Genomic DNA, 20,820 nt, shown 5'->3' on the forward strand with positions numbered 1-20,820 from the left:
GCATGACATGCAAATCCGGCAGGCAGGCTCGCAACCGTCAGTCCAGGCTCCGGCAGAATATTTCACCGGCACGGTTCGTATCGATCCCTTGTTCCCTGCCATCGATCCGTCTCGCGTCGCCGGCAATCACGTCACCTTCGAGCCCGGCGCGCGCACGGCGTGGCACACGCATCCGTTTGGTCAGACACTCATCGTGACCTCAGGCTTCGGCCGCGTGCAGCGCTGGGGCGGACCGGTCGAAACCATCCGTCAGGGCGACGTGGTGTCGTTCGAACCCGGCGAGAAGCACTGGCATGGCGCGTCTGCGACGTCCGCCATGAGCCATATCGCGATTCAGGAATCGCTCGACGGCAACCCGGTCACATGGATGGAACGGGTGACGGATGAGCAGTACAGCGCACCGCCCTCAAAGGAGCATGACAATGAAAGCAACCGTCCTGCACGGACCCGGCGATATCCGTTACGAAGGCGTCAACGATCCGAAGATCATTCACCCGACTGACGCCATCATCAAGCTGTCGGCAACCTGCATTTGCGGCTCCGATCTCTGGCCTTATCGTGGGCTACAGCCGCAGGAAGGCCCCGCGCATATGGGCCACGAATATTGCGGCGTCGTGGTCGAAGTCGGCAGCGCGGTGCGGACCGTCAAGCCCGGCCAGTTCGTGGTCGGCTCGTTCTGCCTCTCGGACAACACCTGCCCGCATTGCAAGTTCGGCTTCCAGTCCTCGTGTGAGCAGCGCGAGTTCATGTCGGGCGCGCAGGCGCCTTACGCCCGTGTTCCTCTCGCGGACGGCACGCTGGTCGCGACCAGGGAGATGCCGCCGAGCGATCTCATCCCGCATCTGCTCGCCACCTCCGACGTGCTCGGAACCGGCTGGTACGCGGCCGATGCTGCGAACGTGAAGCAAGGCTCCGTGGTCGCGGTGGTCGGCGACGGCGCGGTCGGCCTCATGGGCGTGCTGGCGGCGAAGGAAATGGGCGCCTCCCGCATCATCGCCATGAGCCGCCACAAGACGCGGCAGGATCTGGCCAGAGAGTTCGGCGCGACCGACATCGTCGTCGAGCGCGGCGCAGAAGGCATCGCGCGCGTCAAGGATCTGACCCGCGGCGCCGGCGCGGACTCGGTGCTCGAATGCGTCGGCACGCAGGAAGCGATGTCGCAAGCGCTCGAATGCGCGCGCCCGGGCGGCAGCATCGGCTATGTCGGCGTCCCCCATGGCGTGAGCTTCGATGGCCAGGCCTTGTTCTTCGGACAGCGGCGCATGATGGGCGGTCCGGCGCCGGTGCGGCGGTTCCTGCCCGATCTGATGGACCGGGTGCTCAATGGACGGATACAGCCGGGCAAGGTGTTCGATCTCACGCTGCCGATCGACCAGGTCGCCGAAGGCTACAGGGCGATGGACCAGCGCCGCGCGATCAAGACGCTGCTGACGGTGTGACGGGGCAGGGTGCTGTTACTAAACGAGATCATGACATGAACATTTCATTCGAAGGCAAGGTCGCTCTGGTGACCGGCGCAGCGTCCGGTCTTGGTCTTGCAACCGCGAAAGCTTTCGCGGAATCGGGGGCGTCTGTCGCGCTCGCGGACTGGAGCGAGGATGCGGCGCGGGCGGCCGCCGACGAGCTCAGCTCTCGAGGTCACAAAGCGATCGGCATTCGTTGCGATGTGGCCGATGACGCCGAGGTCGAGGGCATGGTCTCAAGGACGCTCGAAACTTTCGGTCGTCTCGATGCCGCCTACAATAATGCCGGCGTCCAGAATGTGCTCGCAGAGACGGCTGACACCGCCCGCGAGGATTATGACCGTGTCATGGGGGTCAATCTGCGTGGCGTATGGAGCTGCATGAAGTTCGAATTGCAGCAGATGCGCAAGCAGGGCAGCGGCGCCATCGTCAATTGCTCGTCTCTCGGCGGTCTTGTCGGAGGTGCAGAACGCGGGATCTATCACGCCGCCAAGCACGGTGTTCTTGGCTTCACCAAAAGCGCAGCGCTCGAATATGGAGCGCGCGGCATCCGCGTCAATGCCATTTGCCCGGGATTGATATGGACCCCGATGGTGGACCGGATGGTGGCCGACGGGCAAGGCGATGCGCTCAAGGCCATGGAAGCAAGCATTCCGTTGCGGCGTGTCGGACGCCCCGAGGAAATCGCGAATGCGGTTCTGTGGCTATGCAGCGACGCTGCGAGCTATGTGACCGGCCAGTCCATCTCGGTGGACGGCGGCTTCGTCATGCGTTGACGGAGGCGCCCGAAGCGACATTTTGTCGACTCCGCCCCGTCATCATCCGTTCAAGATCGGTTGTTAATTTGCGACTCGACGATTGGTTCGCCGGATGTACGCGGGCTGTATCGCAAGCCTCGGCCCCCAAGCCGGGGCTTTTCGCGTGGCATCGCGGGACGAGCCGCGGGAATGCGGAAGCTGGCCCGAGCGGGGTTCAACCCGGCGGGATGTCGTCGAGCGGCCAGATGGGACGGCGGACTTTTCGATAGGACAGCTTGGTGTGATCGTTGGTGGCGAGGCCGCCGCTGTCGGCCAGGATCACCTCCTTGGCCATGGGCCCGAAGGCAGCCCGGAAATGGTGCGCAGACTTGACTGCGACGATCCGAAATTGAGCCGGCTCTGCTCCGAGAATTCGGAACATTTCCTGATCGTAGGTCTGCAGCGTGTTGGTCGAAATCGCGATGGAGATGCCGTTGACCTCGAGCAGGGCCGTGGGCCCGAGCGTCATGGGCTGACCGGCATTCATCGGCCCCTCGCATACGAAGGCGCCGTCCGACAGGCCGCTCACCCGCCCGGTCAGCGTGAGCGGAGGTCCGTAGCTGGCGGGATGGCGCTTGGCACCGACCACCACATCCAGGTTGGCCCCAAGGCCGGCGGCATGGCAGCGGGCCGCGGCTTCGGGGTCGCCGAGGACGCCGAAGAGCACGCCGCGGATTTCGGCCTGCAGCAGCGCCTCCAGCAGGCGGACACCATCGCCGTAGGCGCCCGAGCCCGGGTTGTCGCTGAAGTCGGCGATCACGAGAGGACGGGTATCGGCGACATCAGCTGCGGCTGCGGCGGCAAGCTTGGTTGCGGCCGGCAAGTCGAGCGGTGTGACGGTGACTTCGGCACGCCGGCGGACCATCTCGTCCTGGAGCGCGGCCGCGGCCTGCCGCGCGGCCGTCTCGGCGGCGTTGTGGGAGGCATCGTAGGTGACCTGGACGCTGGGGCCGACCTCGGCGATGTCCGAGCGGCTGAAGCCGGCGCAGACATCGACGGACAAAAGGCCGGGCGTTTGCGCCTGCATGTCCGCGGCGCGCGCCAGCAGGTCGCTCATCACCCCGCCCTGGGTCCGTCCGTGATTGCATCCGTCGAGCAAGGCTCCCTGCAAGCGGAAGACTTTTGGGCGGGTCGTGCCGTCCATCGCCGATTGCAGCAGCTCAGCGGCGCGGAACGCCGTCTCGTATTGGTCGATGTGCGGATAGGTGCGGTAGGGCAGCATGATGTTGGCCAGCCGGCCCATGCGTTCGGTGACGTTGGCATGCAGATCGAGCGTCACCGCAATCGGGATGGTTTCGCCCAGACGCTTGCGCAATCCTTCGAGCAGCGCCCCTTCGGCGTCGTCGTCGGTCTCGGTCACCATCGCGCCGTGCAACGCGAGGATGACGCCGTCGAACGGCCCCGTTTCGCAGGCCGCGTAGACCAGGCGCTGCAATTCGGCCCAGCACTCGGCGGTCACCTTCCCGGATGGGGTGGCCGCGGCGGCGACCGGCTGCACCAGGGTCCAGCCGTAACGTTTGGCTGCGGCCAGATGTGCGGCGATCTCCATTCTGGTCTCGGCCAGCGCCGCGGCGATCTCGCCATCAAGCAGAAATAGCCGCTTGCGATAGTCCTCGAGCGTCGTCGGAACGATCGAGAACGTGTTGGTCTCGTGGGCGACCTGCGCCGAGAGAACGCGCCGCATCTGGCTCATGTGATTCCTTCTTGGTCTTGCCTTATACAATCTGACGAACGGTCATATGCAATGGGCTTGCCGCTATCGGTCGCGGATCTGCAGGCTTCCGATCAGCCGCCTGACCAGCTCATCAATCTTGCCGAGCGCCGTCGGCGCATCGAGATATTCGATATCGTCCACGTCCCAATATTCGACCCGATGGGCGACGCCGGCAAAGCGATGCGCGATCATGGGGCGATGCTCGGCATCCTTCAGCGCGACCACGAGCGCCGCCGCCGCAAAGTCGTCGACGGTGCAGAGCACGGGATGTCGCGTAGCGCCTCCCGGCGCGATGCCTTGCGCTTGCAGGGCCTCCAGCGTGTAGGGCGAGATCGGCCCCACGTTTTGAGGCGGGAGCTGTTCGGCGACGGCGCGCGAGAACGCGTGCCAGCCGAGCCCTTCGAGCCCGACGCGATGGTTGAAGATCTCCTCGGCATAGCGGCTTCGGTAATAATTGCCGGTGCAGAGAAACAGCACGCGATTGGTCTTGCTCATTAGGCGGCGCTTCCGTGATCGATCTCAGGCCGGGTCGCTTTGCGCGGTCATCGCATCTGCGAGCTTGCGCATCAAGCGCACCAGATCCTCGATATCGCGATCGTCCCAGCTTGCGAACATTCCCCCGACGATCCGTTCGCGCGCCCGGTCGACCGCATCCGTCATGGCCTTGCCATCAGCGGTGATGGTGGCTTCGCTGACGCGGCGATCCGCTTCGCTGGCGCGGCGCTCGACGAGGCCCAGAGTTTCCAGCTTCGCGACCTGCCGGCTCACCGTCGTGTAGTCCCGTCCCATGCGGTCGGCGAGGTCGACGACGCCGATCGGACCCCGCCGCTCGATGCCGACGAGCAGCGGAAACAGCGCGCGGTCGAGCGAGATGCCGGCCTCGCGGATCATCATCTCGTCGCCCTGCCGGCGGTTCATGACGCTGATGATGTCGACCAACGCTTCGTGAAGCGATCGCACCCGTTTTTTAATATGTGTATTTTGCACTCTTCTTGACATCCCGTCGTCCTCTGCGCTATGCGTGCATAATACACATATTGAGGGTTCCATGACAAAGCAATTCACGGCGGACGTCCTGATCTGCGGCGCCGGCGCGGCCGGCCTCACGCTCGCCATCGATCTGGCGCGGCGCGGCGTGTCGTTCCGGCTGATCGAGAAGATGGACCGTCCGTTCCACGGGTCGCGCGGCAAGGGAATTCAGCCGCGCACGCAGGAGATTTTCGAGGATCTCGGCATCATCGACCGCATCGTCGCGGCCGGCGGTCTCTATCCGCCGCAGCGCGTCTACCGCGCCGACGGCAGCTTCACCGAGGCCGAGATCGCCGAGCACATCGCCCCGACACCCGCCGAGCCCTACCACATGGCTCTGATGATCCCGCAAGTCCTGACCGAGGGCGTGATGCGCGAGCGTCTGCTCGAGCTCGGCCATCGCGTGGAGTTCGGATGCGAACTGGTCGGCCTGGAGCAGGATCAGGACGGCGTGACGGCGCGTCTGTCCGGCGCGGCCGGCGAAGAGACAATGCAGGTGCGTTACCTCATCGGCGCCGATGGCGGCCGCAGCTTCGTGCGCCACGCACTCGATATCGGCTTTCCCGGCAAGACGCTCGGCGTGCGCGCCGTGGTGGCCGACGTTGTCCTGACGGGGCTCGACCGCAACGCATGGCACCGCTTCAACGATGGCGCGATGGACCGCCAACTCGCGCTGTGCCCGCTCGCCGGAACGGAGCTGTTCCAGTTGCAAGCGCCGGTCCCGCGCGAAGGTGAGGTCGATCTGTCGGCCGAGGGGCTTTCGGCGATGGTCGCGGAGCGCACCGGGCGCGACGATATCCGCATTCACGCCGTGCATTGGGCCTCGGCCTATCAGATGAACGCGCGCCTCGCCGATCGCTACCGGGATGGCCGCGTGTTTCTGGTCGGCGATGCCGCGCACATTCATCCGCCGACGGGCGGGCAGGGCCTCAATACCAGCGTGCAGGATGCCTACAATCTCGGCTGGAAGCTCGCCGCGGTGATCGAAGGGGCTGCCGCGGTTCTACTCGACAGCTATGAGAGCGAACGCCGCCCCGTCGCCGCCAGCATGCTCGGCCTAGCGACCGATCTGCTGGAAGCCGCCAAACGCGGTGAGATCAAGCGCGGCCGCGACGTGCAGCAACTCGACATCGGCTATCCCGGCTCGCCGCTGGCGCTGGAGAAGCCTGAGCGCTCCGCCGGCGTGTTCGCAGGCGACCGCGCCCCGGATGCGCCGCTGCGCGGTGCCGCCGGACAGCCCACGCGCCTGTTCGAGCTGTTCAAGGGGCCGCATTGGACGCTGCTCGGCTATGACGTGAAGCGCGGCGCCGTGCCGGCGCGTAGCGGATTGCACATCCACTGCATTGGCCCCGATGGCGAGCTGATCGACGAAGGCGGACACTTCCGGGGCGCGTACACCGTGTCGCCGGGCGATTGGGTGCTGGTGCGGCCGGACGGTTATGTTGGTGCTGTCGTGGGCGCGCGGCAGACGGATGTGTTGGCGCGCTTCATGGCGGAGCAGGGGGTGGTGTGATTGAGATGGTGCTTGGGCTCGTGATTGGATTGGCGGCAGCGAGCTGGCCTGTAAGCGGACGTCCGGACTGGCTCAGCCGGTATCGGCATTTGGACCCGAAGCGGACTTTGACTTCTGGCAATTTTAACCCTTATCGGTCATCTATGTATCCTAGACGTTGAATTTGAGAGAACTCTCGCGCGCCTATGCTGACGCGCTTGAGACTCTTTGTTGGGAGGCCGCTATGGCTCACGAAAGTTCGAGGCCGCGCATCGGCGAAGGGCGCATCGGCAGTTCTCTCTGCGCCGCGATCGGCGTGCTCAGCATCGCTGCGGTGCTATGCCTGCGCTACCCCGCCTTTCTCACGACGCCTGAGCTGCGCGTGCATTACGACGTCGAGCTGCTCCGCCTCACCCTCGCGATCGCCATGGTCGTCGGTGCCTGGCTCGGCGTCATCGGGATCGTGCTTGGCGGCCCGCGGGTGAGCGCTACGATCGGCCTCAGCGCGCTCTTCTTCGCCACGCTGCTTGGCGGGCCCTACGTGCCGACACCGGATTTTCTCCAGCCTCGCTTCTATCTCGGCCTCGACTGGCTGGTGCTCGATCTATTCTTCACCGGCGCAGCATTCGTGCTGCTCGAGTGGGTCTTCCCACGGGTGCGGCCGGAGCAAGGGCCGCTCAGCCCCGGCTGGAGGCTCGATCTCGCCTATTTCGGCGTCAATCACCTGCTGATCGGCATCTTCCTGGTGGTCTCGACACATTTTGCCCATGACTATTTCGCCTGGGCGATCAGCCCGTCACTGCAGGCGCATGTCGTGGCCCTGCCGGCGATCGTCCGCTTCGTGCTGGTGATCCTGGCGGCCGATGCAGTCGAATACATCTCCCACCGCGCCTATCACGAGGTGCCGTGGTTGTGGCGAATCCATGCGGTCCATCATTCGCCCGAACACATGGACTGGCTCTCGGGATCGCGCCTCCATTTCTTCGAGCCATTGGCAACGCGCGCCCTGGTGCTGGTGCCGATCGTCCTGCTCGGCTTCCCGCAAGACACGATCTTCGCCTATCTCATTTTCATCTCTGTGCAATCGGTGCTGATCCATTCAAACATCAAGATGGATGTCGGCTGGCTGCGGTACGTGATCGTCACGCCGCAATTCCATCACTGGCACCACGCGTCGGACGCCGAGGCCATCGACAAGAACTACGCGGCACACACGCCGCTGTTCGATATGCTGGGCAGAACCTGGCACCTGCCCAAAGACCGCTGGCCGGTCAAATACGGCACGGTGAAGCCGATCCCCGGCGGCATGCTCGGCCAGTTCGTGCACCCATTCGTCGGGCCGGTGAAGGAATTTCTCGAACATCGGAACCCAGAAGCGTGAGAGTCGCAGCACGGTAGGATGGGTTTCGCTTCGCTTTCCCCATCCTACGAACTGGTGCGTCCCGGAGGCTACATCAGTGCCTTAGTGGGCTCCCGGCAGACCGAGACGCTGACGCGTTTCATCGCTGAACAGAGCCTGGCTTGATCGAGGCAGGCATCTGGATTGACGGCAGCAAGCCCGCTTGTGCATCGTCCGCGGGCGTCCGGGTTGCCTCGGCCGATGTCGGCTGGTGACCCCGAAGCGGTCATCTGGCTGTCCAACTCCAACTCCCACCTTAAAGGTGACAAATTTTCAGACATTGAGAAGAGCGGACGAAAAAATTGCTGCATGACGTCGGAGTGTACGAATGAGCCCTTCCGGAGCTTTGATCGCGATCCTGCCGTGCAATGACCTTGATGCGTCGGAGCGGTTCTACAATCGGCTGGGCTTTGCGCGCCCGGACAGCGAAAGGCCTGCTCCCGGAGAGCCCGACACCTATCGCATGCTGTCGAACGGGAAGGGCGGATATCTGCATCTGACGGACGCGGTCGAGGGATGGCTAACGCCGGGAAGAAACCCTTTTGGGCTCTATCTTTACCTCGAGAGTGTTGATGCCGCGGCGCGCGAATTTCAGCAATCGCCCGAAGACAAGCCGTGGGGGATGTACGAATTTGCGATCTCTGACCCGGATGAAACGTTGGTCCGTGTCGGTTGGCCAACCCCTCTCCGCGCGGGAGCGCAATAGTAGGAAATCGTCTCCTATGGGACGCAGGCATTACGTCGGTTGTCGGTCTGCGCCTGGCTGAGAAGCCATATCTCCAATCGCCTTATCGTCTCGGCACGTGATGTTTGCCCGCCTTTTGTGACAAGGTAATAGCCCTCAGGAAGAGGGACTGTTGCGTCGAGAGCGCGGAGGCGACCGCTCGCAAGATGGGGCGCAGCATAGGCGAGGTCCATCGCTGCTATGCCCGCACCAGCCAGGGCAGCATCCATAGCCTGGGCTCGGGTCTCGACCACGACGCTCCGATCGGGTGGATCACCGACCTTACCTGACAAGCGCCACCAACGGTTCCAATCGCGAAAGCGAGAGCGCGCGCGGATGACGGTGCTATTGCTGGAAAGCTCAACGATATGCGGGCGAGCGACGGGAAGCAATGTTTCGTTGAACAGGCGCGTTGCCGCGAGGCCTTTCCAATGGCCGAGGCCATGTCGAATAGCGCAGTCGAAGTCTTCGTTCGTAAGATCGATCGTCCGGGTCGTCGTCGAGATCGCCAACTCCACACCGGGGTTCAGGTGTTGCCAATCCGGAAGGCGCGGGATCAACCAGTGTGAGGCGAAAGTTGCGACAGTGCTGATCCTCAATTGTCCGCGCCGGCGCCGAAGGGGCGTCACCGCTGCTTCGATGCGGTCGAGCGCGTTACCCATGACCATCAGAAGGGATTCGGCGTCTTCTGTCAGTTTGCCGCATCGACCGACTTGGCGGACGAGCGTGACGCCGAGCTGACGCTCCAATTCTGCAATCCTGTGCGACAATGCCGACCGCGTCACGCCAAGCGTTTCGGCCGCCTTGGATAGGCTTGGCGCCTTCTTTAGCGCCGCGAGTGCCTGCAAGCCCCTTGTCGAAGGTAGATCCATATCAATGTTCCCCGACACAATGCGTGAATATATCTCACACAATATCCCCTGCGAAGCCGCTACATTCCCGGGCGGAGGCTTGGATGATGACAGCCGTTTTCAGTCAGTTCGCTGCGTACAACCGATGGGCCAATGCTCGCCTTTACGCTGCTGCGCTAGCTCTGCCAGACGAAGCGTATCGGCGTCCGATCGGCGTTTTCTTCGGGAGCCTTCACGGGACGCTCAATCACCTGCTCGTCACGGATCGGCTCTGGCTCCGTCGTCTGACGGGTGAGGGTGAACACCCCGATCGGCTCAACGCCATCATCCATGACGATCGGAATGAACTGGCACGTGCCCGTTCCAGGGAAGACGAGCGCCTGATTTCCGTGGTCGAAGCCTATAGCGATAGCGACTTGGAGCGGGCGCATGGCTATCGGACGACCAGCGGTCAGCCACACGAGCAGCGGATCGCAGATATCCTCCAGCACCTTTTCAACCACCAGACGCATCATCGCGGTCAAGCACACGCTTGTTGCTCTATTCTAACTGGAAAGGAGCCGCCGTCCCTGGATCTCCTGGCGTTCCAACGAGGGGCCCCGGCGCCTTCAATATCGATCGACTAAGAAAGCTGTCGCTTCGGTTTAGCCCATCAGGGTCACGCGGGCGAGGAATCGCAAGGCTCATCTTCTCTACCTCCCGCGAGCCGACGTCGAGACGACCTGAGCGAGCGTCAGCTACGGGCCATAAGCGGAACTTGCGAAATACCGATGATCTACGGGAGCGGGTTCTTCGGGCCGCAGATAACAGGAGATCACATGGCGCACTACATTATCTACTTCAACCAGCAATGGGTCGGTGATCACTCCGAAGAGTGGTTTCAGTCCCGTGGGCCGTTGGCCAGGGCAGTCGTAGCGGAGATGAAGGAGGCGGGCGTGCTCATCTTCGCCGCGGGAGTAGATGAAGACCTGAGCAAGGCTTTCAGTGCTGACGAGACCAGCGGCGAACTGCACTTCGGCGAAGGTCGGTATTCCGATGTCCCCGAGTATCTCGGTGGCTTCACCGTCGTTGATGTCTCCAATCAGGAGTCCGCAAAGTTTTGGGCCGGCAAGCTCGCAACGGCTTGTGGCTGGCCACAAGAGGTCCGACCACTCCATGTATGACGACTGCTTGATGCGATTTGCGAGGCCGCTCGGTTGAGGCGGCGCCTTCGTGGACAGACCAACGCCCACCTCTGGCACGATGACATCATGCCAGCGTTTTGCCCGACGAGTCAAAGCGGTTTCGTAAAATCAGCATTCAACATGGCCGGTCAACCAAGCCATTGATATCGCTGGCCCCGGCTACTGTGCATGGGGTTGTTTTGCGAGTTTTTGTTTTGACAGGTCGTCCGCCGGCTTCGCAGGTCCGGCGGACGCGCAATCATCCCGCCTTGGCGATGCGGCTGTCCGAGCGCAGGTTCTGGAAAAACTTCTCCACCTCGCGTGACAGCGTGTCTGCGGTCTCCGTCAGGCTGCTTGCCGCCGTCAGCACCGAGGCTGCCGCCGTGTCGGTCTCGCCGATGGCATCGCGGAGCGAGGTGATGTTGGCGACCAGGGTCTCGTTGCCCTGCGCGGCGCTCTGCGCGTTGGAGGAGATTTCGCGCGTGGCCTGGTCCTGCTGGGCGACGGCGCCGGCGATTGCGGAGGTGACCTCGTTGATCTCGCGCACGGCGCCGCCGATCTCGCGGACGGCGTCGACCGCGTTGCGGGTGGAGGCCTGGATCATGCCGACGTTCTCGCCGATCTCGGCGGTGGCCTTGGCGGTCTGGCCCGCCAGCGCCTTCACCTCGTGGGCGACCACGGCAAAGCCGCGGCCGGCATCGCCGGCGCGGGCGGCCTCGATGGTGGCGTTGAGCGCGAGCAGGTTGGTCTGCTCGGCGATGGCCTGAATGAGATTGAGCACGCCGTCGATGCGCTGGGTGGCTGCGGCAAGGCTCTCGATCTCGGCGATCGACTTCTCGGTGCGCTGGCCGGTCTGTTCGACCGCGCCTGCGGACTGCTTCACCTGCCGGCCGATCTCGACCACCGACGCCGACAGTTCCTCGGCCGCACCCGCCACCGCCGTGACGTTGTGGGAGGCCTGCTCGGTGGCGTTCGCCGCCGTGCCGGCGCGGCTGTTCGCATCCGCGGTGACGCGCGTGATGGTCTGCGCGGTCTCGCGCATGACGCTGGCGTTGTCGCTGAGGCCGCGCATGATCGCGCCGATCGCCTCGCGAAACGCGTCGACCGATTGCTCGATGTGGCGGGCGCGCTCCTCGCGCGCGGCGGAATCCTGCGAGACCTGCGAGGCGAGGTTGCGGTTGCGGCCCATCGCGTCCTGGAAGATCTGGATGGCGCGGGCGAGCGCGCCGATCTCGTCAGCGCGGCCACCGTGCGGGACCACGACGCCTTCGGTGCCGTCGGCGACCTGCTTGATGGCCGCCGTGATGGCGGACAGCGGACGGGCGATCGAGCGGGCGATGATGACGATGCCGATCACGACCAGCACCAGCGCGATGCCGCCGAGGCAGGTCAGCACCAGCGACAGGATGCGGTTGGTCTCGGTCTCGAACGCGATCTGTTTGGCGCGCTCGGCATAGACCTTGGACAGCGCCTCGAGATCCTTGTTCAGCGCCGAGCGCACCGCGCGGTTGGCGTCGTTGTCGCCCCATTCGCGACCCGCGGCCGCATTGATCTCGACGCCGCGGCGCACCAGCTCCTTGCGGAACTCGACGAACTGCTCGATGCGCTTCTTGAAGGTGGAAAACTGCTCGGCATCGTCGGCCTTGACGATGGTCTGCCAGCGCTTCACGACGTCGAGGATATGCGCGTTGAACTTGAGCAGGCCTTCGCCGTATTTTTTCACCACGGCAGGCTCGGTCGACATGTAGACGCCGCGCGATTCCATCACGACCGCATAGACCAGCGAGTTGACCCGCTCGACGTTCAGCGCGGCGGCGTTCGCCGTCTCGATGGCGCTGGTGAGGTCGGCGCTGCGGCGGCTGTTGTAGTCGGACAGCATCGCGATCGCCGCCGTGAGCAGCGCGAACAGCGCGAAGATCGCGTAGAGCTTGGTCGCGAGGGTGAAGCGGCCGGCCAGATTGGCGGCATTCCCGGATCGGTCTGATGTCATGGTGTTCAGGGGCCCGAAAATGGCCTGAAGCGGCCGGTGAGCGCGGTCGTGCGAATTTGATGCAAAACTATGCAGAACGAAGATGGATGCGGCGTTAACGCCGGGGCCTGCCCCCTTCGCCCTTGGTCGAAAGAAAGGTAAGATATTTCAGCGTCTTGATCTGAAGGTATAGCCTTGGGGATCGCGACTGGAGTCGGTCACTGGCCGACGAACCCCGGAGGGGCCCTTGGTCTACCGCCACACCATCGACGCCACGAGCTACACATTCCCCGATTTGCGCGACCTACTCGCCAAGGCGACGCCGCCGCGCTCCGGCGACCGGCTGGCCGGAATTGCCGCGGCCAGTGCCGAGCAGATGATCGCAGCGCGGATGGCGCTGGCCGACGTCCCGCTCGGGCGGTTCTTGCAGGAAGCCGTCATCCCCTATGAGGTCGACGAAGTCACACGCCTCGTCATCGACAGCCATGACGCCAAGGCGTTCGCGCCGGTGGCATCCCTCACGGTCGGCGCCTTCCGCGACTGGCTGCTGTCGGACGCTGCGACGCCCGAGGTTCTGCGCAAGCTGGCGGGCGGCATCACCCCGGAAATGGCGGCCGCGGTGTCAAAACTGATGCGCAACCAGGATCTGATCCTGGCGGCGCGGAAATGCGAGGTCACCACCGCCTTCCGCAACACCATTGGCCTGAAGGGGCGGATGAGCACGCGGCTGCAGCCCAACCACCCCTTCGACGACGCCAGGGGTATCACCGCCTCGATCCTCGACGGCATCCTGCTAGGTGCCGGCGATGCCTGTATCGGCATCAATCCGGCGAGCGACGATCCGGCCGTGATCGGGCAATTGCTGCGGCTGCTCGACGAAATCATCGCGCGGCTGAAGATCCCGACGCAAGGATGCGTGCTGACCCATGTCACGACGACGGTCTCGCTGATCGGGCAGGGCGTGCCGGTCGACCTCGTCTTCCAGTCGGTCGCGGGCACCGAGGCCGCCAACCGCAGTTTTGGCATCGATCTCGCGCTGCTGAAGGAGGGGCACGAAGCCGGGCTGTCGCAGAAGCGCGGCACGGTCGGACAGAACGTGATGTATTTCGAGACCGGCCAGGGCTCGGCGCTGTCGGCCGATGCCCATCACGGCGTCGACCAGCAGACCTGCGAGGCGCGCGCCTATGCGGTCGCCCGCGCCTTTGCCCCGCTGCTGGTCAACAGCGTGGTCGGCTTCATCGGCCCGGAATATCTCTACGACGGCAAGGAAATCATCCGGGCGGGGCTGGAAGATCACTTTTGCGGCAAGCTGCTCGGCCTGCCGCTCGGCATCGACATCTGCTACACCAACCATGCCGAGGCGGACCAGGACGACATGGATAACCTCCTGACGCTGCTTGCGGCTGCCGGCGTCACCTTCATCATGGGCGTCCCGGGCGCCGACGACGTCATGCTGAATTATCAGTCGACGTCGTTTCACGACGCGCTCTATGTCCGTGACGTCTTCTCCTTGCGCCGCGCGCCGGAGTTTGAGGCCTGGCTGGCGCAGGCGGGCATTACAGGCACCGATTTCCGGCTTGCCGGCGATGCAGGCCTGCTGCCCGATTTTGCCTCGCGGCTGATTGCCTGACGCGGCGCAACCGCAATTCCCCTCGAGGAAACCATTGGTCCCTCTCGGAATTATGCTCATGCCACAATATTGAGAAATTCCGCCGACAGCATTACGCTATGTGTCGGGCTGGCAATTTCCGCAGCTATGTCGAGCGTGGCGGGGGACTTTTGATGCGAGCTGAAAGTAACGGGACGGTCCGACGGATTCTTTGCGTGTTTCCGCGGTACACGTCGTCATTCGGGACGTTCGAGCACTCCTATCCGCTGACTGACGGTGTCAGCGCCTTCATGCCGCCGCAGGGCCTTCTGCTGCTCGCGGCCTATCTTCCCGAAGAGTGGCAGGTCAAATTCGTCGACGAGAATCTCCGGCGCACGACCAGGGAAGAGTTCGCCTGGGCCGAGGCGGTCTTCGTCAGCGGCATGCACATCCAGCGGCAGCAAATGAACGACATCTGCCGCCGCGCCCATGAATTCGACCTGCCGGTCGCGCTCGGCGGTCCCTCGGTCAGCGCCTGTCCCAACTATTATCCGTCCTTCGACTATCTCCATGTCGGCGAGCTCGGCGACGCCACCAACCAGCTGATCGAGATTCTTTCGCGCGACACCGCGCGTCCTGACGAGCAGGTGGTCCTGACCACCAAGGACCGCGTGCCGATGACGGAGTTTCCGATCCCGGCCTATGAGCTCGCTGATGTGAAGAAATACTTCCTCGGCAGCATCCAGTATTCCAGCGGCTGTCCCTATCAGTGCGAGTTCTGCGACATCCCCGGCCTCTACGGCCGCAACCCGCGCATCAAGACGCCGGAGCAGATCATCGCCGAGCTCGACCGCCTGCGCGAATGCGGCATGACCGACACGGTCTATTTCGTCGACGACAATTTCATCGGCAACCGCAAGGCGGCGATGGATCTGCTGCCGCACCTGATCGAATGGCAGAAGAGGACCGGCTATGTGGTGCGGCTCGCCTGCGAGGCGACGCTCAACATCGCCAAGCGTCCCGAGATCCTCGAGAAGATGCGCGAGGCCTATTTCATCACCATCTTCTGCGGCATCGAGACGCCCGATCCCGACGCGCTGAAGGCGATGCACAAAGACCACAACATGATGGTCCCGATCCTGGAGGGCGTACGCACCATCAATTCCTACGGTATGGAGGTCGTGTCCGGCATCATCATGGGGCTCGACACCGACAAGCCGAACACCTCGGAGGCGCTGCTCTCGTTCGTCGAGGAGTCCCGGATTCCGCTGCTCACCATCAATCTGCTTCAGGCGCTGCCGAAGACGCCGCTATGGGACCGTCTGGAGCGCGAGGGGCGCCTGATCGACGACGACGGCCGCGATTCCAACGTCGACTTCCTGCTGCCTTATGACGAAGTCGTCGCGTCCTGGAAGCACGCCATGGGCGTCGCCTACGAGCCCGAGAAGGTCTATGCGCGTTTCCAGTATCAATGCGACCACGTTTATGTGCATCGCCTCAAGATGCCGACGCCTGACGAGATGAAGACCTGGCCCAACATCAGGCGCGGTCTCGTCATGCTGCGCAACATCTTCTGGAAGGTCGGCGTGCTCGGCGACTACAAGCGCGTGTTCTGGAAGTTCGCGCTGGGACGCATCAGGCGCGGCGATCTCGAAGGCCTGATTGGGTGCACTCTGATCGCGCACCATCTGATCACCTTTGCGCGTGCGGCCTCGAGCGGCAAGCAGAACGCCTCGAACTACTCGATCCGGCTGCGCGAGGCCGCCGTTCCCGCCGAATGATGCGACATGTCTGATCCGGCCGTTCCGCGCCGCCCGACCCTCGATCTCAGATCGCTCACGCCCGCGCGCGTCGCGCTCGGGCGGAGCGGTGCGAGCGTGCCGACGAGGGCGCTGCTCGATTTCACGCTGGACCATGCCCGCGCCCGTGATGCCGTGCATGCGGTGTTCGACGCGCCGCTTCTGGCCGCCGATCTCCGCGCGCTCGGCCTCGTCGTCACCGAGGTGCGGAGCCGGGCGGTCGACCGCCGCGACTATCTGAGGCGTCCCGATCTGGGACGACAGCTCGATGCCGGCTCTGCGGAGACCCTGGCACGATGCGCAAGTGAGCCGTGCCAGCTCGCCATCGTGATCGGCGACGGCCTGTCGGCGGCGGCGGTTCACGCCCATGCGACGGCGCTGCTGTCTCACCTGCTTTCGCGGCTCGCGGAAGGGGACGGCGTCGCGATCGGCCGCGTCGTCGTCGCCTCAGGCGCGCGCGTCGCGCTCGGCGACGAGATCGGCGCCATTCTCGGTGCGCGCATGGTCGTGACGCTGATCGGCGAGCGGCCGGGCCTGTCCGCACCGGACAGTCTCGGCGCCTATCTGACCTTCGCGCCGAAGCCTGGCCGCACCGATGCCGAGCGCAATTGCGTCTCGAATATCCACAAGGCGGGGTTGAGCTATGACGAGGCCGCCTTCAAGATCGCCTGGCTGGTCCGCGAGGGGCTGGCCCGGGAAGTCACCGGCGTGGTGCTGAAGGACGAGAGCGCAGACCGCGCGCCGCGTCGAATTAGCACGGCTTTGCCCGAATGACGGGCGTTCCCGCAAAATCGCCGCATCTTGATCGATTCGGCCACCTTTCGCCTGCTTGCGAAAAGACCTCTTGACCTGCTAAACCCCTCGCGGCGATTTTCCGCGCATTTTCAAAGGGCAAGCCTCCCATTGGTATGGCATTTTCAAGCCGTTCGCGGGACGCCATAAGCTCACAGCTTGAGCCGATTTAGGAACTGGACAAGGCATGCTCGAAAAGCACCGCGAGAATGAGGTTCATGTCGACAAGGTCGAGCAGGGACCTACGTCTTCGATCGCCTTCGGGCTCGAGCGCATCGGGCTGATCGCCGTCAAGGCGCCGATCGTCTCCTGCATCGTGCTGCTCGCGCTGATCGTCGGCGCCGTGTTCGGCATCTACCGGATCAAGATCGACGATTCGCTGTCGCAGCTGTTCCGCTCCGACACCCGCGAATTCAAGCAATATGAAGAGGTGACCAAGAAGTTCCCGGCCGAGGAGTTCGACGTCCTCGTCGTGGTCGAGGGCAAGACCCTGCTGGCCCGGAACAACCTCGAGAAGCTGCGCGACTTCGTCACCGACATGCAGTTGGTCGAAGGCACGCGCGGCCTGGTTTCGCTGTTCTCGGCGCGCCAGGCGCCGGCACCGGGCAAGCTGCCGGCGGCGCTATTCCCGCCCGAGCTGCCCGAGGGCGCGGCCTATGACAAGTTCATCGAGACCGTCAAGAACAACGAGATCATCCGCGGCAAGCTGTTGTCGGAGGACGGCACGCTGGCGCTGATCGTGCTGTCGCTCGATCCCGAGGTCGTGGCATCGAGCAAGCTGACCAAGACCGTCGCCGACATCCGCGCGCTGATGAAGGAAGACCTCGGCGAGACCGGGCTCAACGTGCAGCTCTCCGGCGTGCCGGTGATGCAGCTCGAGATCCGCAACGCGGTCGAGCGCGACGGGCTGACCTACAACATCCTCGGCATTCTCGCCGGCTGCATCATCGCCATCATCTTCTTCCGCAAGATCTCGTTCATGGTGGCGGCGGCATTCCCGCCGATGATCGCGATCCTGCTGGCGCTCGGCGCGCTCGGCTGGGCCAATTTCAATCTCAACATGTTCCTGAACGTGATGACGCCGCTCATCATGGTCATCAGCTTCTCGGACTCGATGCAGCTCACCTTCGCCGCACGCGACCGGCTGATCGCAGGCCAGGACAAGTTCACTGCGTTCAAGAACGCGGTGATGGTGGTCGGGCCGGCCTGCGTGCTGACGCACGGCACCGCCGGCATTTCCTTCATTGCGCTCCAGTTCTCCGACTCCGACCTGATCCGTAAATTCGGCGAGGCGGGTCTGGCCGCCACCATCATCGCGCTGGTCGCGGTGCTGTCGCTGGTGCCGGTGTTCGGCGTGCTGCTGGTGCGCAACGAGAAGACGTTCGCGGTCAAGTTCCAGAGCGCCGATGCCGGTGTGCAGGCGCTGCGCAATTTCTGCTACTGGATCGCGGTGCGCATGGTCGGCCGTCCCGGCCTGTTCAGCCTGATCGCGGTGCTGTTCGTCGGCGGCCTCGGCGTCATCTACGCCAATCTGGAGCCGCGCTACCGCCTCGCCGACCAGGTGCCGGACAAGCGTCAGGCCGTTGCCGCCAGCGACCGGCTCGATGCCAAGCTGACCGGCGCCAATCCGGTCAACGTGCTGATCCAGTTCCCCAAGGGTGAATCGCTTTATTCACCGGAGACGCTCCAGACGATTGCTGACGTGCATGCGACCGTCGAGAAGGCCGCTGGCGTCGGCAACGTCTGGTCGATCGAGACCCTGCGCCGCTGGCTTGCGGAAAAGGCCGGCAGCGCCGACGTCGCGACGCTGAAGGAATATGTCGGCGTCATCCCCGAGCATCTGGTGCGGCGCTTCATCGATGCCGAGCAGGATGCCGTGGTGGTCGCGGGCCGCGTGCCGGACAAGGATTCCAGCCAGCTGCTGCCGATCGTCGACAAGCTCGATTCCGAGCTCGATGCCGTCCGCAAGAAGCATCCCGGCTATGAAGTCGCTGTGACGGGTCTCGCGGCGATCGCCGCCCGCAACTCGGCCAGCATGATCGAGAAGCTGAATCGCGGCCTCACCGTCGAATTCGCGCTGGTCGCGATCTTCATCGGCCTTGCCTTCCGCTCATGGGTCGTGATGTTCGCCTGCATCCTGCCGGGCATCTTCCCCGTCGTGATGTCGGGAACGGTGCTGTGGGCGATGGGCGAGGGGCTGCAATTCGCCAGCGTCGTCGCGCTCACCGTCTCGTTCGGTCTGGGCCTCAGCGCCACCATTCACTTCCTCAACCGCCTGAGACTCGAGAGCAAGCCGGGCGTCGGCTCGGCGCTCGCGGTGGAGCGGGCGACCGTGCTGGTCGGACCGGCGCTGATCCTGACCACGGTGGTGCTGGCCTGCGGCCTCGTCGTCACCGTGTTCTCCGATCTGCCGTCGCTGCGGCTGTTCGGCTGGCTCAGCGCCTTCTCGATGGTGATGGCGCTCGTCGCCGACCTCTTCATCCTGCGGCCGACGGCGATGTGGCTGATCAATCTGCACGCCAAGCTTCAGGGCACCGACAAGCCGGCGATCTGAGCGGTGCCGTCTCGCATTGAGACGTCACACAAGCACTTGCGCATAACGTCGACCAGCAAAAGGCCCCCGGCTCGCGCGAACCGGGGGCCTTTTCTTTTCCGAACTTGAAAGGCTTCAGCTCTTCGTCATCGTGATGTTGACGCCGCGGATCTCGCCCTTGGAGTTGATCTGCACCGTCTGCTTGGTGCCGTTGGTGCGCAGTGACAGATTGGCGGCAAAGCCGTTGGCCTCGACGAACACTTCGATCTGGCCGCCGCCGGCTGTGCCTTGCAGATTTCCAAAGATGTTGCGGTTGGTCTCGCTCCAGTTACCGGAGATCCGCTCGCCCTGACTGGTCACGTCGCTGGTGAGGTCGAACTTGTAGCTGTCGGAGGCGCAATGCAGGGCCTGCTTGAGGCTGAGACCGGTGCCGGCGACCTTGTAGTCGGCCTTGCAGCGGATGCGCTCGGTGGTGCCATCGGACAGCGCCACCGTGCCGGTGCCGGTCCATGCGCCATCGAAACCTGCAAACGGTCCGGACGACTGAGCATGGCTTGCCGAGACTGAGAAGAGCAGCGCAGCGCCAATGCCGGCCGCCATGATTGCCTGTCCAGATCGCCCAAAGAACTGCATGTTGAATATCCCGTTTTCGAATGACGTCCACTTCCAATGTAGAACGTCTCGCCGCATCGAAAGTTTAGTGTTCCGAGCCTGTGTCAGGTTCAAAGCCTGGCGGCCAGAGACGGGCGTTCACGACGCCCCCGCACCCGGCTCAGATCCGCGATTCCCCCGGTTTCTGGCGGGAAAAGCCGGGCGGAGAGATGCAGCTCTGCAACAGGTGCGCAGCAAAACGCGGCGCGCCAGAATTATGACGTAGTATCAATCTCTTACATCTGCCAATGAAGGGCGCGGGAAGGCTTGATTTGGTGAGGGTGGCGCCAATTTGGCCGCATTTGCCAGTGCTTGTGCCTTCTCCGAGGCCGCACGTTCCGCGGCGACTTGCCATCAGACCAATCCGCTCCCGCCGTCCGCCCTGTGCAGTCCGGGACCGGTGCGATTCTGCCGTCAGAATGAAGGAATACAATGCGTAAGCTTCTCGTCGCTCTCACCCTGCTGTCGGCATCCCTTTCGACGGCGGCGTTTGCCCAGCAAGGGCGCGGCACGGACAGCGAGCAGAAGGCCTGCACGCGCGATGTGCAGAAGTTCTGCCGTCCGGTCATCGACCAGGGCGATTTCACCATCCTGGCCTGCCTCAAGGAGAACCGGGCCAAGATCTCGCAGGCCTGCGACCAGGTCCTGAAGAACCACAACCAGTAAGTTCGGCCACTGGCCTACAAAGGCGGCCCTGGGGCCGCCTTTTCCGGGCCAGATCCGCGAAGGGCAGCCATCGAGAGACAGGATTGGTTTTGCGGCCGTATTCCCCTATATGGGGGCCGCGGCGGCATCGCCGGCATGAGCCCGCGCGAGCGAAAAAGCCCTTCCTGTCCAAACGATTGTAAACCAGCCC

18 protein-coding genes and 1 pseudogene are annotated in these 20,820 nt (G+C 63.9%); 13 read left to right on the top strand and 6 right to left on the bottom strand.

All coding sequences use genetic code 11. The features are described from left to right. Positions 1–7: 7 nt before the first annotated feature. The 3 genes and pseudogenes from I3J27_RS11280 to I3J27_RS11290 form a co-directional block, all read left to right on the top strand. Positions 8–394, top strand: a pseudogene (locus tag I3J27_RS11280) ((R)-mandelonitrile lyase); the annotation flags it as partial. A 28-nt stretch (positions 395–422) separates the two neighbouring features. Next, positions 423–1,439 (top strand): zinc-dependent alcohol dehydrogenase family protein, encoded by a 1,017-nt coding sequence (locus I3J27_RS11285; RefSeq protein ID WP_270168843.1) that lies wholly within the window; start codon positions 423–425, stop codon positions 1,437–1,439. A gap of 35 nt (positions 1,440–1,474) precedes the next feature. Then, complete coding sequence (locus I3J27_RS11290) at positions 1,475–2,239, top strand: SDR family NAD(P)-dependent oxidoreductase (RefSeq protein ID WP_270172693.1); 765 nt, start codon at positions 1,475–1,477, stop codon at positions 2,237–2,239. 196 nt (positions 2,240–2,435) lie between these two features. On the opposite strand, the gene I3J27_RS11295 is transcribed toward I3J27_RS11290, so the two are convergent. The 3 genes from I3J27_RS11295 to I3J27_RS11305 form a co-directional block, all read right to left on the bottom strand. Continuing rightward, positions 2,436–3,953: a M81 family metallopeptidase gene (locus tag I3J27_RS11295; RefSeq protein WP_270168846.1), complete on the bottom strand. Its 1,518-nt coding sequence runs from the start codon at positions 3,951–3,953 to the stop codon at positions 2,436–2,438. A 63-nt stretch (positions 3,954–4,016) separates the two neighbouring features. Continuing rightward, complete coding sequence (locus I3J27_RS11300) at positions 4,017–4,469, bottom strand: arsenate reductase/protein-tyrosine-phosphatase family protein (protein WP_270168852.1); 453 nt, start codon at positions 4,467–4,469, stop codon at positions 4,017–4,019. A gap of 24 nt (positions 4,470–4,493) precedes the next feature. Then, complete coding sequence (locus tag I3J27_RS11305) at positions 4,494–4,973, bottom strand: MarR family winged helix-turn-helix transcriptional regulator (protein ID WP_270172694.1); 480 nt, start codon at positions 4,971–4,973, stop codon at positions 4,494–4,496. A gap of 49 nt (positions 4,974–5,022) precedes the next feature. On the opposite strand from I3J27_RS11305, the gene I3J27_RS11310 reads away from it, so the two are divergent. The 3 genes from I3J27_RS11310 (at position 5,023) to I3J27_RS11320 (ending at position 8,600) form a co-directional block, all read left to right on the top strand. Further along, entirely contained in the window at positions 5,023–6,516 is a 1,494-nt protein-coding gene (locus tag I3J27_RS11310; RefSeq protein WP_270168855.1) for an FAD-dependent oxidoreductase, read from the top strand. Between the two features lie 223 nt (positions 6,517–6,739). Then, positions 6,740–7,876 (top strand): sterol desaturase family protein, encoded by a 1,137-nt coding sequence (locus tag I3J27_RS11315; protein WP_270168857.1) that lies wholly within the window; start codon positions 6,740–6,742, stop codon positions 7,874–7,876. Between the two features lie 346 nt (positions 7,877–8,222). After that, the gene (locus I3J27_RS11320; protein WP_212335917.1) at positions 8,223–8,600 is read left to right on the top strand and encodes a VOC family protein; all 378 of its coding nucleotides are present in this window, start codon (positions 8,223–8,225) and stop codon (positions 8,598–8,600) included. Between the two features lie 14 nt (positions 8,601–8,614). On the opposite strand, the gene I3J27_RS11325 is transcribed toward I3J27_RS11320, so the two are convergent. Further along, the gene (locus I3J27_RS11325) at positions 8,615–9,466 is read right to left on the bottom strand and encodes a LysR substrate-binding domain-containing protein (RefSeq protein ID WP_270168861.1); all 852 of its coding nucleotides are present in this window, start codon (positions 9,464–9,466) and stop codon (positions 8,615–8,617) included. Between the two features lie 110 nt (positions 9,467–9,576). Between I3J27_RS11325 and I3J27_RS11330 the strand changes: the two genes are divergently transcribed. Beyond that, entirely contained in the window at positions 9,577–10,095 is a 519-nt protein-coding gene (locus I3J27_RS11330; protein ID WP_306417069.1) for a DinB family protein, read from the top strand. Positions 10,096–10,287: 192 nt separating this feature from the next. Further along, positions 10,288–10,632, top strand: a complete 345-nt coding sequence (locus I3J27_RS11335) for a YciI family protein (protein WP_270168865.1) — start codon at positions 10,288–10,290, stop codon at positions 10,630–10,632. A gap of 259 nt (positions 10,633–10,891) precedes the next feature. Here I3J27_RS11335 and I3J27_RS11340 read toward each other — a convergent pair whose 3' ends face one another. Next, positions 10,892–12,622 (bottom strand): methyl-accepting chemotaxis protein, encoded by a 1,731-nt coding sequence (locus I3J27_RS11340; RefSeq protein ID WP_270168867.1) that lies wholly within the window; start codon positions 12,620–12,622, stop codon positions 10,892–10,894. 226 nt (positions 12,623–12,848) lie between these two features. Here I3J27_RS11340 and I3J27_RS11345 point away from each other — a divergent pair, with 226 nt between their 5' ends. The 4 genes from I3J27_RS11345 (at position 12,849) to I3J27_RS11360 (ending at position 19,334) form a co-directional block, all read left to right on the top strand. Further along, positions 12,849–14,231, top strand: a complete 1,383-nt coding sequence (locus I3J27_RS11345) for an ethanolamine ammonia-lyase subunit EutB (RefSeq protein ID WP_270168869.1) — start codon at positions 12,849–12,851, stop codon at positions 14,229–14,231. Between the two features lie 152 nt (positions 14,232–14,383). Further along, positions 14,384–15,970, top strand: a complete 1,587-nt coding sequence (locus I3J27_RS11350; protein WP_270168871.1) for a B12-binding domain-containing radical SAM protein — start codon at positions 14,384–14,386, stop codon at positions 15,968–15,970. Positions 15,971–15,976: 6 nt separating this feature from the next. After that, entirely contained in the window at positions 15,977–16,762 is a 786-nt protein-coding gene (eutC, locus tag I3J27_RS11355; protein ID WP_270168873.1) for an ethanolamine ammonia-lyase subunit EutC, read from the top strand. 205 nt (positions 16,763–16,967) lie between these two features. Continuing rightward, a complete protein-coding gene (locus I3J27_RS11360; RefSeq protein ID WP_270168875.1) occupies positions 16,968–19,334 on the top strand; it encodes an efflux RND transporter permease subunit in 2,367 nt (788 codons plus the stop codon). A 114-nt stretch (positions 19,335–19,448) separates the two neighbouring features. Here the strand turns inward: I3J27_RS11360 and I3J27_RS11365 are convergent, their stop codons facing one another. Continuing rightward, positions 19,449–19,946 carry a hypothetical protein gene (locus I3J27_RS11365; protein ID WP_270168877.1) on the bottom strand — a complete coding sequence of 166 codons (498 nt, stop codon included), beginning with the start codon at positions 19,944–19,946 and terminating at the stop codon, positions 19,449–19,451. Between the two features lie 450 nt (positions 19,947–20,396). Between I3J27_RS11365 and I3J27_RS11370 the strand changes: the two genes are divergently transcribed. Continuing rightward, entirely contained in the window at positions 20,397–20,630 is a 234-nt protein-coding gene (locus I3J27_RS11370) for a hypothetical protein (RefSeq protein ID WP_247496571.1), read from the top strand. Positions 20,631–20,820 lie beyond the last annotated feature (190 nt).

It is taken from the genome of Bradyrhizobium xenonodulans, assembly GCF_027594865.1.
Classification (GTDB): domain Bacteria; phylum Pseudomonadota; class Alphaproteobacteria; order Rhizobiales; family Xanthobacteraceae; genus Bradyrhizobium; species Bradyrhizobium xenonodulans.

What these genes read in the sequence shown, in the direction of transcription:
- I3J27_RS11365 (WP_270168877.1), bottom strand. Translation starts at nt 19,946, where the DNA reads ATGCAGTTCTTTGGGCGATCTGGACAGGCAATCATGGCGGCCGGCATT.
- I3J27_RS11300 (WP_270168852.1), bottom strand. Translation starts at nt 4,469, where the DNA reads ATGAGCAAGACCAATCGCGTGCTGTTTCTCTGCACCGGCAATTATTAC.
- I3J27_RS11370 (WP_247496571.1), top strand. Translation starts at nt 20,397, where the DNA reads ATGCGTAAGCTTCTCGTCGCTCTCACCCTGCTGTCGGCATCCCTTTCG.
- I3J27_RS11330 (WP_306417069.1), top strand. Translation starts at nt 9,577, where the DNA reads ATGACAGCCGTTTTCAGTCAGTTCGCTGCGTACAACCGATGGGCCAAT.
- I3J27_RS11350 (WP_270168871.1), top strand. Translation starts at nt 14,384, where the DNA reads ATGCGAGCTGAAAGTAACGGGACGGTCCGACGGATTCTTTGCGTGTTT.
- I3J27_RS11335 (WP_270168865.1), top strand. Translation starts at nt 10,288, where the DNA reads ATGGCGCACTACATTATCTACTTCAACCAGCAATGGGTCGGTGATCAC.
- I3J27_RS11360 (WP_270168875.1), top strand. Translation starts at nt 16,968, where the DNA reads ATGCTCGAAAAGCACCGCGAGAATGAGGTTCATGTCGACAAGGTCGAG.
- I3J27_RS11320 (WP_212335917.1), top strand. Translation starts at nt 8,223, where the DNA reads ATGAGCCCTTCCGGAGCTTTGATCGCGATCCTGCCGTGCAATGACCTT.
- I3J27_RS11305 (WP_270172694.1), bottom strand. Translation starts at nt 4,973, where the DNA reads ATGTCAAGAAGAGTGCAAAATACACATATTAAAAAACGGGTGCGATCG.
- I3J27_RS11290 (WP_270172693.1), top strand. Translation starts at nt 1,475, where the DNA reads ATGAACATTTCATTCGAAGGCAAGGTCGCTCTGGTGACCGGCGCAGCG.
- I3J27_RS11295 (WP_270168846.1), bottom strand. Translation starts at nt 3,953, where the DNA reads ATGAGCCAGATGCGGCGCGTTCTCTCGGCGCAGGTCGCCCACGAGACC.
- I3J27_RS11285 (WP_270168843.1), top strand. Translation starts at nt 423, where the DNA reads ATGAAAGCAACCGTCCTGCACGGACCCGGCGATATCCGTTACGAAGGC.
- eutC (WP_270168873.1), top strand. Translation starts at nt 15,977, where the DNA reads ATGTCTGATCCGGCCGTTCCGCGCCGCCCGACCCTCGATCTCAGATCG.
- I3J27_RS11315 (WP_270168857.1), top strand. Translation starts at nt 6,740, where the DNA reads ATGGCTCACGAAAGTTCGAGGCCGCGCATCGGCGAAGGGCGCATCGGC.
- I3J27_RS11310 (WP_270168855.1), top strand. Translation starts at nt 5,023, where the DNA reads ATGACAAAGCAATTCACGGCGGACGTCCTGATCTGCGGCGCCGGCGCG.
- I3J27_RS11340 (WP_270168867.1), bottom strand. Translation starts at nt 12,622, where the DNA reads ATGACATCAGACCGATCCGGGAATGCCGCCAATCTGGCCGGCCGCTTC.